The following is a 14211-nucleotide window of genomic DNA, read 5'->3' on the forward strand; positions in this document are numbered from 1 at the left end:
CAACCGCTCCAGCTCGGAGACGTTGGTTGCGGTGGTGGGAAGGCTGATGCTCATGATTGCTCCTTGATGATATTGCGTATGTAAATTGCGAGGGAAGTCTGGGATTTCTGGGTGCTGCTGTTACGTCAGCAGGGGGGCCTTGGACGTTTCCTTGGCGAGGGAAACAGCTATCAGGGATACGACGGCGGCTCCCATCAAGTACCAGCCCGGTGCGATGTGCGAACCGGTGACATTGATCAGCAGTGTCGAGACGAAGAGTGCCGTGCCGCCAAAGAGTGCGTTCGAGAGGTTGAAGCTCACGGCGAACCCGCTGTAACGGACCTTGGTGGGGAACAGCTCAGCCAGGAAGCTGGGCAGCGTGCCGTCATTGAGGGTCAGCATGGCACCCAAGAGGATCTGGACCATGATGATGACGAGGAAGTTTCCTGTGGACAGGAGCAGGAAGGCCGGGACCGTCAGCAGAACGAAGAGGATCGACGCGGTGATCAGCACCCGCTTCCGGCCGAACTTATCCGACGCCATGCCGGTGAGGAAGATGAAGCCGATGTAGGTGGCGAGGGCAACCGTGGTGGCCAGGAAGGACAGTGAGGCGTCCAGTCCCACCACGTCATGGAGGTAGGTGGGCATGTAGCTCAGGATCACGTAGAAGCCGACAGCGTTCAGGACTACGGAACCAACGGCGATCAAGAGTGTGCGCCAGTGTTCGCGGAACATGGCCAGAACAGGAGCCTTGATGGCCTCGTCCTCTTTTTCCAGCGCCAGGAATGCCGGGGTGTCCTCCAGCTTGACGCGAATGTAGCGGCCGATCAGGCCCATGGGGGCTGCCAGCAGGAACGGCAGGCGCCAGCCCCAGGAGTTCAACTGGTCGGGGGAGAGGGATACGGAGAGCAACAGTGCAATCAGGGAACCGAGCAACAGGCCGGTGGCCGTGCTGGCTGGCACGACGGCGGCGTACAGGCCGCGCTTGTTCGGCGGTGCGTACTCAACCAGGAATGCCGAGGCGCCGGCGTACTCGCCGGCTGCGGAGAAGCCCTGCACGAGGCGGATGATCAGCAGCAGGATGGGTGCCCAGATGCCGATGATGTTGTAGTCGGGGATGAGCGCAATGGCAAAGGTTGCCGCGGACATGATCAGGATGGACAGTGACAGGGCGTTCTTGCGACCGACCCGGTCTCCGATGTGTCCCCAGATGAATCCGCCGAGCGGGCGGACGAAGAAGGATACTGCGAAGAGACCGAAAGTCAGCAGCAGGGCTGTCTGCCCATCGGCTTCGGGGAAGAACACGTGGGAAATCGTAACCGCGAGGTAACCGTAGACGGCGTAGTCAAACCATTCGACAAAGTTGCCGATGAAACTGGCGCCGACAACTTTTCGCAGGGTTTGCTTGCTGGGGCCGGTGCCGTCATCAGGACGAGGCTGGCCGCTCAAGGTCAAGTTTCCGTTTTTGTTCGGCACCGTTGCCGTCCTTCCGGAACCAGAAGATTTGCTGTTTGTCATTGAATCCACCAAAAAGTTTGGGGTTGCGTCTTACGCAACGCTGTTGCACCAGACTATGTGTGTGCTGGGTCACTGTCAACGGGTTGTCTGTAGAAATAGCAAAGAATTTTTTATTACGACTAAAGGACCATAAGTTACCGACTGGTCTATTGACCTACGTCACATTTGGCCCTATTGTTTCATTCAATGCAACTGAGTTGCACTGAAAGCGACTAAACGAAGGAATTACGATGACGTCCATCCTTGAGGGCTCACTGGCCACAGTCGACAGCGAAGTCGACGAAGCCATCGCAGCCGAACTCCAGCGCCAGCAATCAACACTGGAGATGATCGCCTCCGAGAATTTCGCCCCGCAGGCCGTGATGACGGCGCAGGGCTCCGTATTGACCAACAAGTACGCAGAAGGCCTGCCCGGCAAGCGCTACTACGGCGGCTGTGAACACGTCGATGTCATTGAGCAGCTCGCCATTGACCGGGTCAAGGCACTGTTTGGTGCCGAGGCAGCCAACGTCCAGCCGCACTCCGGTGCCCAGGCCAACGCCGCGGCCATGTTTGCGCTGCTGAACCCCGGTGACACCATCCTGGGCCTTGATCTGGCCCACGGTGGCCACCTCACGCACGGCATGCGCATCAACTTCTCCGGCAAGCTGTACAACGTGGTCCCGTACCATGTGAGCGAAACAGACATGAAAGTGGACATGGCGGAGGTGGAGGCACTCGCCGTTGAGCACAAGCCGAAGCTGATTGTGGCCGGCTGGTCTGCCTACACCGGTCAGCTGGACTTTGCCGAGTTCCGCCGCATCGCCGATTTGGTGGGTGCCTACCTGATGGTGGACATGGCCCACTTTGCGGGCCTGGTTGCCGCCGGACTGCACCCCAACCCGGTGCCGTACGCCGACGTCGTCACCACCACCACGCACAAAACCCTGGGCGGCCCGCGCGGCGGCGTCATCCTGTGCAAGGAATCACTGGCACGCAAGATGAACAGCGCCGTGTTCCCCGGCCAGCAAGGCGGCCCGCTGGAGCATGTGATCGCCGCGAAGGCAGTGTCCTTCAAGATCGCCGCCACCGAAGGTTTCAAGGAGCGCCAGCTGCGTACCCTTGAAGGCGCCAAGATCCTTGCCGAGCGACTGCTTGCCCCGGATGTTGCCGAGCATGGCATCTCCGTGGTGGGCGGCGGCACCGACGTGCACCTGGTTCTGGTGGACCTGCGCAACTCCGCACTTGACGGCCAGCAGGGTGAAGACAGACTGCACCGGATCGGCATCACCGTCAACCGCAACGCCGTCCCCTTTGACCCCCGCCCGCCGATGATCTCCTCCGGGCTTCGCATCGGCACCCCGGCACTGGCCACGCGCGGCTTTGGCCCGGCCGAGTTCACCGAGGTTGCCGACATCATTGCCGAAGCCATCAAGGGTGAGCTCAGCGAAGAAGCCGCAGTGCTCCTCCGCGACCGGGTCACCGTGCTGGCCGAGAAGTTCCCCCTCTACCCATCCCTGACCGGCACCAGTTCTTCAAACGGCGCCGGAACCACCTCGAACGGAGACAGCCAGTGAGCGCCGACCACCTGCCAGAACACCCGGAATTCCTCTGGCGCAACCCGGACCCCAAGAAGTCCTACGACGCCGTGATCGTCGGCGGCGGCGGGCACGGTCTGGCCACCGCCTACTTCCTGGCCAAAAACCACGGGATGCGCAACATCGCAATCCTGGAAAAGGGCTGGCTGGCCGGTGGCAACATGGCCCGCAACACCACCATCATCCGCTCCAACTACTTGTGGGATGAAAGTGCGGCAATCTACGAGCACTCCCTGAAGCTGTGGGAGATCCTGCCGGAGGAACTCGACTACGACTTCCTGTTTAGCCAGCGCGGTGTCATGAACCTGGCCCACACCCTCGGCGACGTGCGTGAGAGCATGCGCCGCGTGGGAGCCAACCAGCTCAACGGGGTCGACGCCGAATGGCTGGACCCCAAGCAGGTCAAGGAACTGTGCCCCATCCTGAACATCAATGACAACATCCGCTACCCAGTCATGGGCGCCACCTACCAGCCGCGTGCCGGCATCGCCAAGCACGACCACGTGGCCTGGGCCTTCGCTCGCAAGTGTGACGAGATGGGCGTGGACATCATCCAGAACTGTGAAGTCACCGGCTTCATCAAGGACGGCAACAAGGTCACCGGCGTCAAGACGACCCGCGGCAACATCAACACCGAAAAGGTGGGCCTTTGCGCGGCCGGCCACACCTCAGTGCTGGCGGAGATGGCAGGATTCCGCATTCCCATCCAGTCCCACCCGCTGCAGGCACTGGTCTCGGAACTTCACGAACCGGTCCACCCCACGGTGGTCATGTCGAACCACGTGCACGTCTATGTATCCCAGGCCCACAAGGGCGAACTGGTCATGGGCGCCGGCGTGGACTCCTACAACGGCTACGGCCAGCGTGGCTCCTTCCACGTCATCGAGGAACAGATGGCTGCCGCCGTCGAGCTTTTCCCGATCTTCGCAAGGGCCCACGTGCTGCGCACCTGGGGCGGCATCGTGGACACCACCATGGACGCCTCACCCATTGTCGGCACCACGCCGGTGGAGAACATGTTCGTGAACTGTGGTTGGGGGACCGGCGGCTTCAAGGGAACACCCGCCGCCGGGTTGACGTTTGCGCACACCATCGCCACCGGTTCACCGCACACGCTGAACAAGCCCTTTGGAATGGACCGGTTCGAAACCGGGCACCTCATCGATGAGCACGGCGCCGCAGCCGTCGCCCACTAAAACCGGCCCCACCAAACACGAGAAGGAGCAACAGATGTTGTTGTTTACCTGCCCCAACTGCGGGCCGCGCAACGAAACCGAATTCCACTACGGCGGACAGGCCCACGTGGCCTACCCCGAAAGCCCGGGGGAGCTCTCCGACAGGGAGTGGGCAGAATACCTGTTCTACCGCGAGAACACGAAGGGCCTCTTCGCCGAGCGGTGGGTGCACAGCGCCGGCTGCCGCAAGTGGTTCAACATGGTCCGCGACACCGTCAGCTATGAGGTCAAGGCCGTTTACCGGATCGGGGAACTTCAGCCCGAAACCCTTGAACGAGTAGCGTCGGCGACGGCACCCGAACAAGCCCAACCACTGGCCCCGGCCCAGGCAAACCCCACCACAGCATCGGAAGGAGTGTAGAGATGACCACTGAGAACCAGCAGCAGAACCGGCTCGCAACCGGCGGGCGGATCGACCGCAGCACCACATTGAACTTCACCGTGGACGGAGTCCGCTACACCGGCCACCCCGGTGACACCGTGGCTTCGGCCATGATCGCCAACGGCCAGGTGGCCGCCGGCAACTCCCTCTACGAGGACCGCCCCCGCGGCATCCTCTCGGCAGGAGTTGAAGAGTCCAACGCCCTCATCAAGGTCGCCGGCCGCTTCCCGGGCCACGCAGCCGAATCCATGTTGCCCGCCACCACCGTCTCCCTCGTGGAAGGGCTCGACGTCGAACTCCTCTCCGGGCTCGGCAAGCTGGACCCCTCCGAGGACGAGGCCATCTACGACAAAAAGTACGTCCACACCGACGTGCTTGTGGTTGGTGGCGGACCCGCAGGGCTCGCCGCAGCCCGGGACGCTGCCCGAACGGGCGCCCGTGTCATCCTCATCGATGACCAGCCCGAACTCGGCGGGGATCTGCTCTCCGGCCGCGACGAGAACGTCGAAGGCAAACCCGCATTGGAGTGGGTTGCCGGCATCGCTGCCGAATTGGCCGCAGCGCCCGAGTGCACCGTGCTCCACCGCACCTCGGCATTTGGCTCCTACGACAGCAACTACGTCCTGGCCGCCCAAAACCGCACCGACCACATCGATGAGGCACCGGCCGACGGCGTGTCCCGCCAGCGCATCTGGCACATCCGCGCCAAGCAGCTGGTCCTGGCCACCGGCGCCCACGAACGCCCCATCGTGTTCGAAAACAATGACCGCCCCGGCATCATGCTCGCCTCGGCGGCACGCAGCTACCTGAACCGCTACGGCGTGGCAGCCGGCTCCCGCGTAGTCATTGGAACCACCAACGACAGCGCCTACCAGCTCGCCGCAGACCTGCTCGCAGCTGGAATCGACGTCGCAGCCGTGGTGGATGCCCGCCCGCAGTTCTCCGAGCTTGCAGCAGCTGCAGCCCTCAGCGAAGACGTGCACGTCATCACCGGTAGCGCAGTGGTCAACACCGCAGCCGACGCCGACGGCCGGCTCTCCTCCGTGACCGTCTCCGCCATTGACGAGGACGGCTCACCAGTGGGTGACGCCGAGGAAATCGAGGCCAACCTGCTCGCCGTTTCCGGTGGTTGGAGCCCCGTGGTGCACCTGCACAGCCAACGCCAGGGCAAAGTGCGCTGGGACGCCGATCTGGCGGGGTTTGTGCCCGCCAGTGTGATCAATGACCAGCAGAATGTGGGTGCCTGCCGCGGCAGCTACGCACTGGCTGACTGTGTGGCCGAAGGCGCCGCTGCAGGTGCTGTGGCCGCCGTGAACGCCGGCTACGCCACCTCCGTGGCCGTTGCCGCCGCCACCGCTGCAGCATCCCGTCCGGCCCGCCCGGCACAGCCCACCGGCCCCACCCGCGCACTCTGGCTGGTCGGCGGCACGGAAGGGACGGCGTCGGACTGGCGCCACCACTTCGTTGACTTCCAGCGCGACCAGACCGTGGCAGACGTCTGGCGTTCAACCGGCGCCGGGCTGCGCAGCGTGGAGCACATCAAGCGCTACACCTCCATCAGCACCGCCAACGACCAGGGCAAGACCTCCGGCGTGAACGCCATTGGCGTCATCGCCGCAGCATTCCGTCAGCAGGGCACCGTGGTGGACTCCGACATCGGTGCGATCGGCACCACCACGTACAGGGCGCCCTTCACACCGGTGCCGTTCGTGGCCTTGGCCGGACGCCAGCGCGGGAACTTGTTCGACGCCGCCCGGCGCACCTCGGTGCACACGTGGCACGAGGACCGCGGGGCACTGTTCGAGGACGTCGGCCAGTGGAAGCGGCCGTGGTACTACCCGCTGCCGGGTGAGGACATGGACGCGGCAGTGCTGCGCGAATGCGCCGCCACCCGCGAATCCGTGGGTTACATGGACGCCAGCACCCTCGGCAAGATCGAGATCCGCGGCAAGGATGCCGGAGAGTTCCTGAACCGCATCTACACCAACGCGTTCAAGAAGCTCGCCCCCGGCTCCGCCCGCTACGGTGTCATGTGCACCCCGGACGGCATGATCTTCGACGACGGCGTGACCTTGCGCCTGGACGATGACCGCTACTTCATGACCACCACCACAGGAGGCGCCGCCAAGGTGCTGGACTGGCTGGAGGAATGGCAGCAGACCGAATGGCCCGAGCTGGACGTCGTGTTCACCTCGGTGACGGAGCAGTGGAGCACCATCGCCGTCGTCGGGCCCAAATCCCGCGCCGTGCTGGCCAAGGTGGCCCCGGAGCTGGACCTCTCCAACGAAGAGTTCAAGTTCATGACGTTCCGCGAGACCGTATTGGCCTCCGGCGTCCCCGCCAGGGTTTGCCGGATCTCCTTCTCAGGGGAACTCGCCTACGAGATCAACGTGCCGGCCTGGTACGGGCTGGCCACGTGGGAGGCTGTGACGGCCGCCGGGGAGGAATTCAACATCACCCCGTACGGCACCGAGACCATGCACGTGCTCCGCGCCGAAAAGGGCTACCCGATCGTCGGGCAGGACACCGACGGCACGGTCACCCCGCAGGATGCGGGAATGGACTGGGTGGTTTCCAAGGTCAAGGACTTCATCGGCAAGCGCTCCTACCTGCGTGCCGATGCCGCCCGTGAAGACCGCAAGCACATGGTCACCGTACTGCCGGTGGACGGCAGCATCCGGTTGCCGGAAGGCACCCAGCTGGTGGAAAAGGGGATTGTGGTCAACCCGGCCTACGGTCCGGTGCCCATGCAGGGATTCGTCACCTCCAGCTACCACAGTGCAGCCTTGGGCCGTTCATTTGGCTTGGCTATGATCAAGAACGGCCGCAACCGGATTGGGGAGTCCCTGCTGGCCTCCGTCGGTTCGGAGCTGGTCGATGTGGTTGTTGGAGAAACAGTACTTTTTGATGCAGAAGGGACGCGCCGAGATGGGTAACACAGCACAGAACACAGAAGTTTTGGCATTGCGCCGGAGCCCCGCACACCACTTGTGGACGGACTTCACCGTCGGCTCGGTAGCGGGGGAGCGCGGGGTCACCCTGCGCGAGATTCCCTTCCAGCGGATGGTCGGCATCCGCGTCGACCCGACCTCGGAGGCCGGCACCCGGATCGGGGAGCTCACGGGCGGACTGCCCTTGAACAGTGGGGACGTCACCACGGGTGAGTCAGGTGCAGCGGTGCTGTGGCTGGCCCCGGATGAGTTCCTGGTGGTTGCCCCGGACGACGGCGAACCCGGCCCCAGTGCCCTCGTCACCTCCCTGCTGGAAGCCTTGGGCTACGGGGCCGGGCAGGTCATCGACCTCTCCAGTAACCGCACCACGTTCGAGTTGTCCGGGCCCAGCGCCCGGGCGGTGCTGGAGAAGAGCTGCGCGGCGGACCTGCACCCGCGGACCATCGCTGCCGGTACGGCCATCACCACGGAGATCAACAAGATCCCCACCGTCCTGTTCAAGAGCGCCGATGAGACCTTCCAGCTGTTCCCGCGGTCGTCCTTCGCGGACTACCTGGGCCGCTGGCTCCTGGACGGCATGGTGGAATTCGCCGCCGAGGGCACATCATGGCCCTGAGTGTCCTTGACCTGTTCACTGTCGGCATTGGGCCCTCCTCCTCACACACGGTGGGCCCAATGCGGGCGGCCAAACGCTTTGCCGACGGCTTGGCGCACGACGGCGAGCTTGCCGACGTCGTGCGTGTCCAGACCCAGCTCTTTGGCTCCCTGGGGGCCACCGGGCGTGGCCACGGCTCCGACAAGGCCGTGGTGCTTGGGCTGCAGGGACAGGACCCGGAATCCGTGGACACCGCCACAGCGGACGACCAAGTGGCCGAGGCCGCCTTGGACGCCCGGCTGATGCTGGGCGGTACGCACCGCGTTGACTTCAACTTTGCCGAAGACGTGGTCCTGCACCGGCGCAAGTCGCTGCCGGCCCACCCCAACGGCATGACGTTCCAAGCCACCAACCACAGCGGCGCCGTGGTGCGTGAACGCACGTACTACTCAGTGGGCGGCGGTTTCGTGGTGGACGAGGAAGCCGTGGGTGCGGACAGGGTGGTCACGGACAAGACCGTCCTGCCCCACCCGTTCGGTACGGCGGATGAACTACTGGCGATCTGCGCACGGGAAGGCATGTCCATCTCGGAGGTCATGATGGCCAACGAGATGGTCTGGCACACCGAGGCGGAGCTGCGTGCAAAGCTGCTAAAGATTTGGGCGGTCATGCAGGAATGCGTGGACAACGGCTGTGCGGCGGACGGCATCCTGCCTGGCGGGTTGAAAGTGACCCGCCGGGCGCCCGGACTGCTGCGCACGCTGGAAAAGCCCACCAACGTGGATGACCCGCTGCGTGCCATGGAATGGGTCAACCTGTTCGCGCTCGCCGTCAATGAGGAAAACGCGGCGGGCGGGCGGATTGTCACGGCGCCCACCAACGGGGCGGCTGGCATCATTCCGGCCGTGCTGCACTACTACATGAAGTTTGTGCCCGGAGCCAATGAGGATGGCGTGGTGCGGTTCCTGCTGACGGCGGCTGCCATTGGCATCCTGTTCAAGCTCAACGCCTCCATCTCCGGTGCAGAGGTGGGGTGTCAGGGCGAAGTGGGCTCGGCCTGCTCCATGGCAGCCGGGGCGCTGTGCGAGGCGCTGGGCGGAACACCGATCCAAGCCGAAAACGCGGCGGAAATTGGGATCGAACACAACCTGGGGCTGACGTGCGATCCCGTGGGCGGGCTGGTGCAGATCCCCTGCATCGAACGCAACGCGATCGCCAGCGTCAAGGCGATCAACGCCGCGCGGCTGGCCACGCACGGTGACGGCAGTCAAAAAGTATCATTGGACAAAGCGATCGAAACGATGCGTCAGACAGGTGCCGACATGATGACGAAGTACAAGGAAACCTCCCGTGGGGGCCTCGCCGTGAACGTGATTGAGTGCTGAGCCATGGATGCCACCAACACTGAACTTCGCCAAGGCGAGGACATCGGCGTCCGGGCTGCAACAAGTCAACATGTCTTGACGTTGGATTGTCCTGACAGTGCCGGCCTTGTGAACGCCGTCTCCGGCTTCCTGCTGGAACGCGGTGCAGACATCATCGACAACCTGCAGTTCAGCGACCGCAGGCACATCGAGCAGGGGGCCTTCGGTGCCAACGGACACCAAGGTGAACCCAAAGGGCACTTCTTCATGCGTATCCACTTTGAAGCCCCGGCAGGAGCGGAGAGTGTGGAGGAGCTGCGGAAGCAGTTCGAGCCGTTGGCCCGGCGACACGGCATGCGGTGGCAGCTGCGCCCCCACGGGGCAAAGCGGCGCGTGCTGATCATGGTCTCCAAATTTGAGCATTGCCTCAACGACCTGTTGTTCAGGACCAGGACCGGGGAACTGCCGCTGGACGTCGTCGCCGTCGTCTCCAACCACCTTGACCACCAGAGGTTGGCGGAGTGGCACGGGATTCCGTTTTTCCACGTGCCCATCACGGCTGCCACAAAGCCGGCGGCAGAGGCACGGCTGCTTGAGCTGGTGGATGAGTTCGATGTGGAACTTGTGGTGCTGGCCCGTTACATGCAGGTTCTCAGTGATGGCCTGACCCAGCAGCTGGAGGGGAAGGCCATCAATATCCACCACTCGTTCCTGCCCAGTTTCAAAGGTGCGAAGCCGTACCACCAGGCGTATGCGCGCGGTGTCAAGACGGTGGGTGCAACCGCGCACTACGTCAACAGTGAACTGGACGAGGGTCCCATCATCTCCCAACAGGTGGTGGAGGTGGACCATACCTTTGGCCCCGACGACCTCGTTGCGGCCGGCCGGGACACCGAATGCAAGGCGTTGAGCAACGCCGTGCGCTGGCACTGCGAAGGAAGGGTGATTGTCCAAGGCAACAGGACGATCGTGCTGCGCTAGGAACTCGCAGAAGGTGGCGGCCAGCAGTGGCCGCCATCTTCTGTGCGGGCTATTGAACGTCGGCTTGCCAGAGGTCGGGACCGAAGGCCTCGTATTGGATGTCTCGTGGGTGGACGCCGAGTGCGAGTAGGTCTTCCCGCACGGCTTGCATGAAGACCACCGGTCCGCACAAGTAATATGTCGCACCCACGGGGAGATCCACGGAGCGGACGTCCATGAAGCCGCTGCGCACATCGGCGTCGGGAGCGGAGTTTTCTGCGCCTTTCTCATACCATATGGTCATGGCGGCATGAGGCAGTGACGCCAAATCCGCCGTCACTTGCTCACGCAATGCGAAAGTCTGGGCAGAGGTGCCCGCGTGGAGGAACTTCAGGCGAATGCTGCAATGGATCCAGCAAGGGCCTGCTGCTACTGCCCGTCAGCCTGATTTCCCCGGTTGAACAGTCCGTCCAGCAGCTCCGGGTGGGCGCCGCTGCTGGTTGTCTCGTCGCAACGCAAAAAAGCTGGCAACAGACGGTGAGGCTCACGCTAGCCCGCAACTGCAGAGAGTGGTTCACGATGCCGATGGTTGACCGTGGCTCATCTCGGAGTTCATGATTGGAGGGAAGCATGCTGGCCGCTTCGGAGAGATTGACGCCATGGCAGTTCATGAACAACTGGGCCGCGTGTTTGTGCAATTGGCAGACACCTTGGTCAACGATTTTGATATACCCGATTTTCTGTTCAACCTCACAGCCCGAGCTGTTGAGCTCTTGGACATCGACGCGGCGGGGCTGCTGCTGGCCGACCCAAACGGCAGGCTCCGGGTCATGGCCACTTCCAGTGACCGTGCCGAACGGATGGAAATGTTTGAGCTCCAGCACTTGCAAGGTCCCTGTCTGGAGAGCTTCACCTCAGGCGAGCCGATCGTGAATGTTGATCTTGCTGCCAACGCTGAGCGATGGCCAAGGTTTTGTGAAACGGCCAGGGCAGCTGGATTTACTGTTGCCCATTCCCTTCCGCTGCGGCTACGGGACGAGGTGATTGGCATCATGAGCCTGTACGGTGTCGAGCCCGACTCCTACCTGACCCAAGCTGATGTGGACCTCGCGCAGGCCTTGGCGGATGTGGCCACCATAGGACTCCTCCAGGAACGCTCACTTCGTGAACAATCCACGCGCAACCGGCAACTCCAGCTTGCACTGGAAAGTCGGACTGTGATCGAGCAGGCCAAGGGGCTGCTGGCAGGAATTACGGGAATACCTTTGTGGGAAGCCTTTGCAACGATTCGTTTCTACGCCCGAGCGCACAACCGTAAAATCAGTGCCGTCGCCCAGGAAGTCGTCAATGGCGGCCTTGACATCCGCACCCTTCGCCAACGCTGACCCCACTGACGACGTTTGGCGCCCTGCTACCTCCGGCGCGGAATCGTGTCGACCTTGTCCCAGCCGCGGCGGCGTGCGCGTGATCCTTCATGATCGTCCCGGCTGCGGTAGAGCACGTAGGGCCTGAAAATGTATCCAACGGGTGCCGTGAACACGTGCACCAGCCGGGTGAACGGCCACAGCGCGAAGAGCAGAATCGCGAAGATTCCGTGCAGTTGGAAACTGAGCGGCGCCACCACCATCAATTCAGGCTGCGGATTGAAGTAGAAGATGCTGCGGAACCAGACCGAGACGCCCTCGCGGTAGTTGTACGTCGTGGCAACTCCGGAGACGGTGTTAATAAGTCCCAGCACCACCACCAGGCCGAGCATGGCGTACATGACCTTGTCCATCTTTGTGGTTGCGCCGAGCACTGCTTTTGTGAAGCGGCGGCGGTAGAGCAGGCCAATCAGGCCGGCGATGGTGCAGAAGCCGGCGATCGCACCAACCGAGACCGCCATGATGTGGTACGTCGTTTCAGAGATTCCGACGGCGTCCGTCCAGCTCTGCGGTATGCCCAGGCCCATCACATGGCCCATGAACACTGCCAGGATGCCGAAGTGGAACATGGGATTCGCCCACCGGAGGATCCGGCTTTCGTACATTTGGCTTGATCGGGACGTCCAACCGAACTTGTCGTACCGGTAGCGCCCGATGTGGCCGAGAACGAAGATGGTGAGGCAAATGTAGGGGTAGATCAGCCAGATGAATGTATTCCAGACACTCATGTCATACCTCCGGGCGTTGATGTCATGGGGGCTGCCCCGTAGGGTTCCAGGCCAACCTCTTCGTCGGGCGGACCCTCCGCGGCAAGCCGTTGGATGGCTTCGTTTTCCTTGCCCTTCAGCGCCGGAAGTGTCTTGCATACTGCCTGCAGCGCACCGGCCCAAGGGGAATTGATCTCGGTGAGGTGCAGCCGCAAAAGTTCAAGTCCAGCGCGGTTGTCCAACAGGATTTTTAGTCCAGCCCGTTGGTCTGTAATGGCGGCGAATTCGAGCACAACACACAAGTGGTCCGGCAGTTCGTCCTCTCTCATGTTCAGGCCCGCTTTCGTGTAGACCTGTTTGATCCGTAGCAGTGCCAGTCCGCGTTTACGAGTTTCTCCGTTGGAGAAGTAGGTGAGAAACATGCACCCACGGCGGCGGTTGTCGAAGGTTTCCACATACTCACTCTGCAGTGTGGACAGGGATGCAGTGCGCAGATGGAACAGCGTGGCTGCCAGGGGGCCGCCTAGATCTGTGGGCAGGCTGGCGGCAATTTGGTCGAAAAGGTCGAGCTGGTTTATCTGTTGCTCAGTGGGGTAATCGAGCAGTAGCGACGCTGATTGCCACACGCGGGTGAGCTGGTCGGCGTGGTATTTCAAGGTGGGAATCCGCCCAGTCATGCCGATCCTCCCTTCTCGGCCTGTTCGGAGGAAGAGGGGAACATGCCCTTGGGTGTGCCGGTGCCGTCCCAGTCCAGCAGGTTGATGCGCACACCCTCGGGACGGGACGGTGTGCTGGGCGAACCCACGGCCGGGTCGGCACCAAAAGAGGCGTCCATACCGCCCATGCCCCCCATGCCGGGACCGCCGTCGACGTTAAGGGAACATTCGGTGGCGACATTCTCCAGCTTGTGGGCATCCTCGTAGTGCGCGGAGGGGATCACGTAGCGTTCGTCGTACTTGGCGATGGCCAGCAGCCGGTACATGTCCTTGATCTCCTGGCCCGTCATGCCCACCGCTTGCGCAATGGCTTCGTTGGTATCCCAACCCAAGTTGATATCACGCATGTACGAGCGCATGGCAGCCAGTTTGCGCAAGATCAGGTCCACCGGCCGGGCATCGCCAGCTGTGAAGAGCTCGGCAAGGTAGTCGATGGGGATGCGCAGTGAGGCGATCGCATTGAACAGATTTGTATGCGATTCACCGTCTTCACCGGTTTCCGTGACAACGTCCACCACTGGCGAGAGCGGCGGGATGTACCAGACCATCGGCATCGTGCGGTATTCCGGGTGCAGGGGCAGAGCAACCTTGTACGTGTTGATCAATGCCCAGATCGGGGAGCGCTGCGCAGCCTCGATCCAATCTTCGGGGATCTCCGCCGCGCGGGCAGCTGCAAGCACCTCGGGATCCTTCGGGTCGAGGAACACTTGGCGCTGTGCCTCATAGAGATCGTGTTCATCAGGCGTTGAGGCGGCTGCGAGCACGCGATCGGCGTCGTAGAACATAAGCCCCAGATAGCGCAG

Annotated in this window: 12 protein-coding genes and 1 pseudogene; 8 read left to right on the forward strand and 5 right to left on the reverse strand. The window is 62.7% G+C overall.

The annotated features are described in order from the left end of the window. Window positions 1–120: 120 nt before the first annotated feature. On the reverse strand, window positions 121–1497 hold the full coding sequence (locus Q4P21_RS12735; protein ID WP_303389133.1) for an MFS transporter: 1377 nt from the start codon (window positions 1495–1497) through the stop codon (window positions 121–123). 230 nt (window positions 1498–1727) lie between these two features. On the opposite strand from Q4P21_RS12735, the gene glyA reads away from it, so the two are divergent. Genes glyA through purU form a run of 7 tightly spaced genes read left to right on the forward strand, consistent with a single transcriptional unit; the run spans window position 1728 to window position 10582 of the window. Then, window positions 1728–3053 (forward strand): serine hydroxymethyltransferase, encoded by a 1326-nt coding sequence (gene glyA, locus Q4P21_RS12740; protein ID WP_303389134.1) that lies wholly within the window; start codon window positions 1728–1730, stop codon window positions 3051–3053. Next, entirely contained in the window at window positions 3050–4270 is a 1221-nt protein-coding gene (locus Q4P21_RS12745) for a sarcosine oxidase subunit beta family protein (protein ID WP_207344612.1), read from the forward strand. The genes glyA and Q4P21_RS12745 overlap by 4 nt, the downstream gene beginning before the upstream one ends. 34 nt (window positions 4271–4304) lie before the next feature. Continuing rightward, entirely contained in the window at window positions 4305–4670 is a 366-nt protein-coding gene (locus Q4P21_RS12750) for a sarcosine oxidase subunit delta (protein WP_303389135.1), read from the forward strand. A gap of 2 nt (window positions 4671–4672) precedes the next feature. Beyond that, complete coding sequence (locus Q4P21_RS12755) at window positions 4673–7627, forward strand: 2Fe-2S iron-sulfur cluster-binding protein (protein ID WP_303389136.1); 2955 nt, start codon at window positions 4673–4675, stop codon at window positions 7625–7627. Further along, window positions 7620–8258 carry a sarcosine oxidase subunit gamma gene (locus Q4P21_RS12760; RefSeq protein ID WP_303389137.1) on the forward strand — a complete coding sequence of 213 codons (639 nt, stop codon included), beginning with the start codon at window positions 7620–7622 and terminating at the stop codon, window positions 8256–8258. Before Q4P21_RS12755 ends, Q4P21_RS12760 begins: the two co-directional genes overlap by 8 nt. Beyond that, complete coding sequence (locus tag Q4P21_RS12765) at window positions 8249–9622, forward strand: L-serine ammonia-lyase (protein WP_303389138.1); 1374 nt, start codon at window positions 8249–8251, stop codon at window positions 9620–9622. The genes Q4P21_RS12760 and Q4P21_RS12765 overlap by 10 nt, the downstream gene beginning before the upstream one ends. A gap of 3 nt (window positions 9623–9625) precedes the next feature. After that, entirely contained in the window at window positions 9626–10582 is a 957-nt protein-coding gene (gene purU, locus Q4P21_RS12770) for a formyltetrahydrofolate deformylase (protein WP_303389139.1), read from the forward strand. Between the two features lie 49 nt (window positions 10583–10631). Here the strand turns inward: purU and Q4P21_RS12775 are convergent, their stop codons facing one another. Continuing rightward, window positions 10632–10913, reverse strand: a complete 282-nt coding sequence (locus tag Q4P21_RS12775) for a hypothetical protein (protein ID WP_303389140.1) — start codon at window positions 10911–10913, stop codon at window positions 10632–10634. Between the two features lie 307 nt (window positions 10914–11220). Between Q4P21_RS12775 and Q4P21_RS12780 the strand changes: the two genes are divergently transcribed. Next, window positions 11221–11946 carry a GAF and ANTAR domain-containing protein gene (locus tag Q4P21_RS12780; RefSeq protein WP_303389141.1) on the forward strand — a complete coding sequence of 242 codons (726 nt, stop codon included), beginning with the start codon at window positions 11221–11223 and terminating at the stop codon, window positions 11944–11946. Window positions 11947–11972: 26 nt separating this feature from the next. Here the strand turns inward: Q4P21_RS12780 and narI are convergent, their stop codons facing one another. The 3 genes and pseudogenes from narI to narY all read right to left on the reverse strand — a co-directional run. Continuing rightward, window positions 11973–12713 carry a respiratory nitrate reductase subunit gamma gene (narI, locus tag Q4P21_RS12785; RefSeq protein WP_303389142.1) on the reverse strand — a complete coding sequence of 247 codons (741 nt, stop codon included), beginning with the start codon at window positions 12711–12713 and terminating at the stop codon, window positions 11973–11975. Further along, window positions 12710–13369, reverse strand: a complete 660-nt coding sequence (gene narJ / locus Q4P21_RS12790) for a nitrate reductase molybdenum cofactor assembly chaperone (RefSeq protein WP_303389143.1) — start codon at window positions 13367–13369, stop codon at window positions 12710–12712. Before narJ ends, narI begins: the two co-directional genes overlap by 4 nt. Next, a pseudogene (gene narY / locus Q4P21_RS12795) lies at window positions 13366–14211 on the reverse strand (nitrate reductase subunit beta); the annotation flags it as partial. The gene narJ and the pseudogene narY, both read right to left, overlap by 4 nt.

The sequence above is a fragment of the Arthrobacter sp. genome (assembly GCF_030540645.1).
In the GTDB taxonomy this organism is placed as follows: domain Bacteria; phylum Actinomycetota; class Actinomycetes; order Actinomycetales; family Micrococcaceae; genus Specibacter.

Coding starts and splice junctions, on each gene's coding strand:
- Q4P21_RS12735 (WP_303389133.1), bottom strand. CDS start 1,497: ATGACAAACAGCAAATCTTCTGGTTCCGGAAGGACGGCAACGGTGCCG.
- glyA (WP_303389134.1), top strand. CDS start 1,728: ATGACGTCCATCCTTGAGGGCTCACTGGCCACAGTCGACAGCGAAGTC.
- Q4P21_RS12750 (WP_303389135.1), top strand. CDS start 4,305: ATGTTGTTGTTTACCTGCCCCAACTGCGGGCCGCGCAACGAAACCGAA.
- Q4P21_RS12755 (WP_303389136.1), top strand. CDS start 4,673: ATGACCACTGAGAACCAGCAGCAGAACCGGCTCGCAACCGGCGGGCGG.
- Q4P21_RS12760 (WP_303389137.1), top strand. CDS start 7,620: ATGGGTAACACAGCACAGAACACAGAAGTTTTGGCATTGCGCCGGAGC.
- Q4P21_RS12765 (WP_303389138.1), top strand. CDS start 8,249: ATGGCCCTGAGTGTCCTTGACCTGTTCACTGTCGGCATTGGGCCCTCC.
- purU (WP_303389139.1), top strand. CDS start 9,626: ATGGATGCCACCAACACTGAACTTCGCCAAGGCGAGGACATCGGCGTC.
- Q4P21_RS12780 (WP_303389141.1), top strand. CDS start 11,221: ATGGCAGTTCATGAACAACTGGGCCGCGTGTTTGTGCAATTGGCAGAC.
- narI (WP_303389142.1), bottom strand. CDS start 12,713: ATGAGTGTCTGGAATACATTCATCTGGCTGATCTACCCCTACATTTGC.
- narJ (WP_303389143.1), bottom strand. CDS start 13,369: ATGACTGGGCGGATTCCCACCTTGAAATACCACGCCGACCAGCTCACC.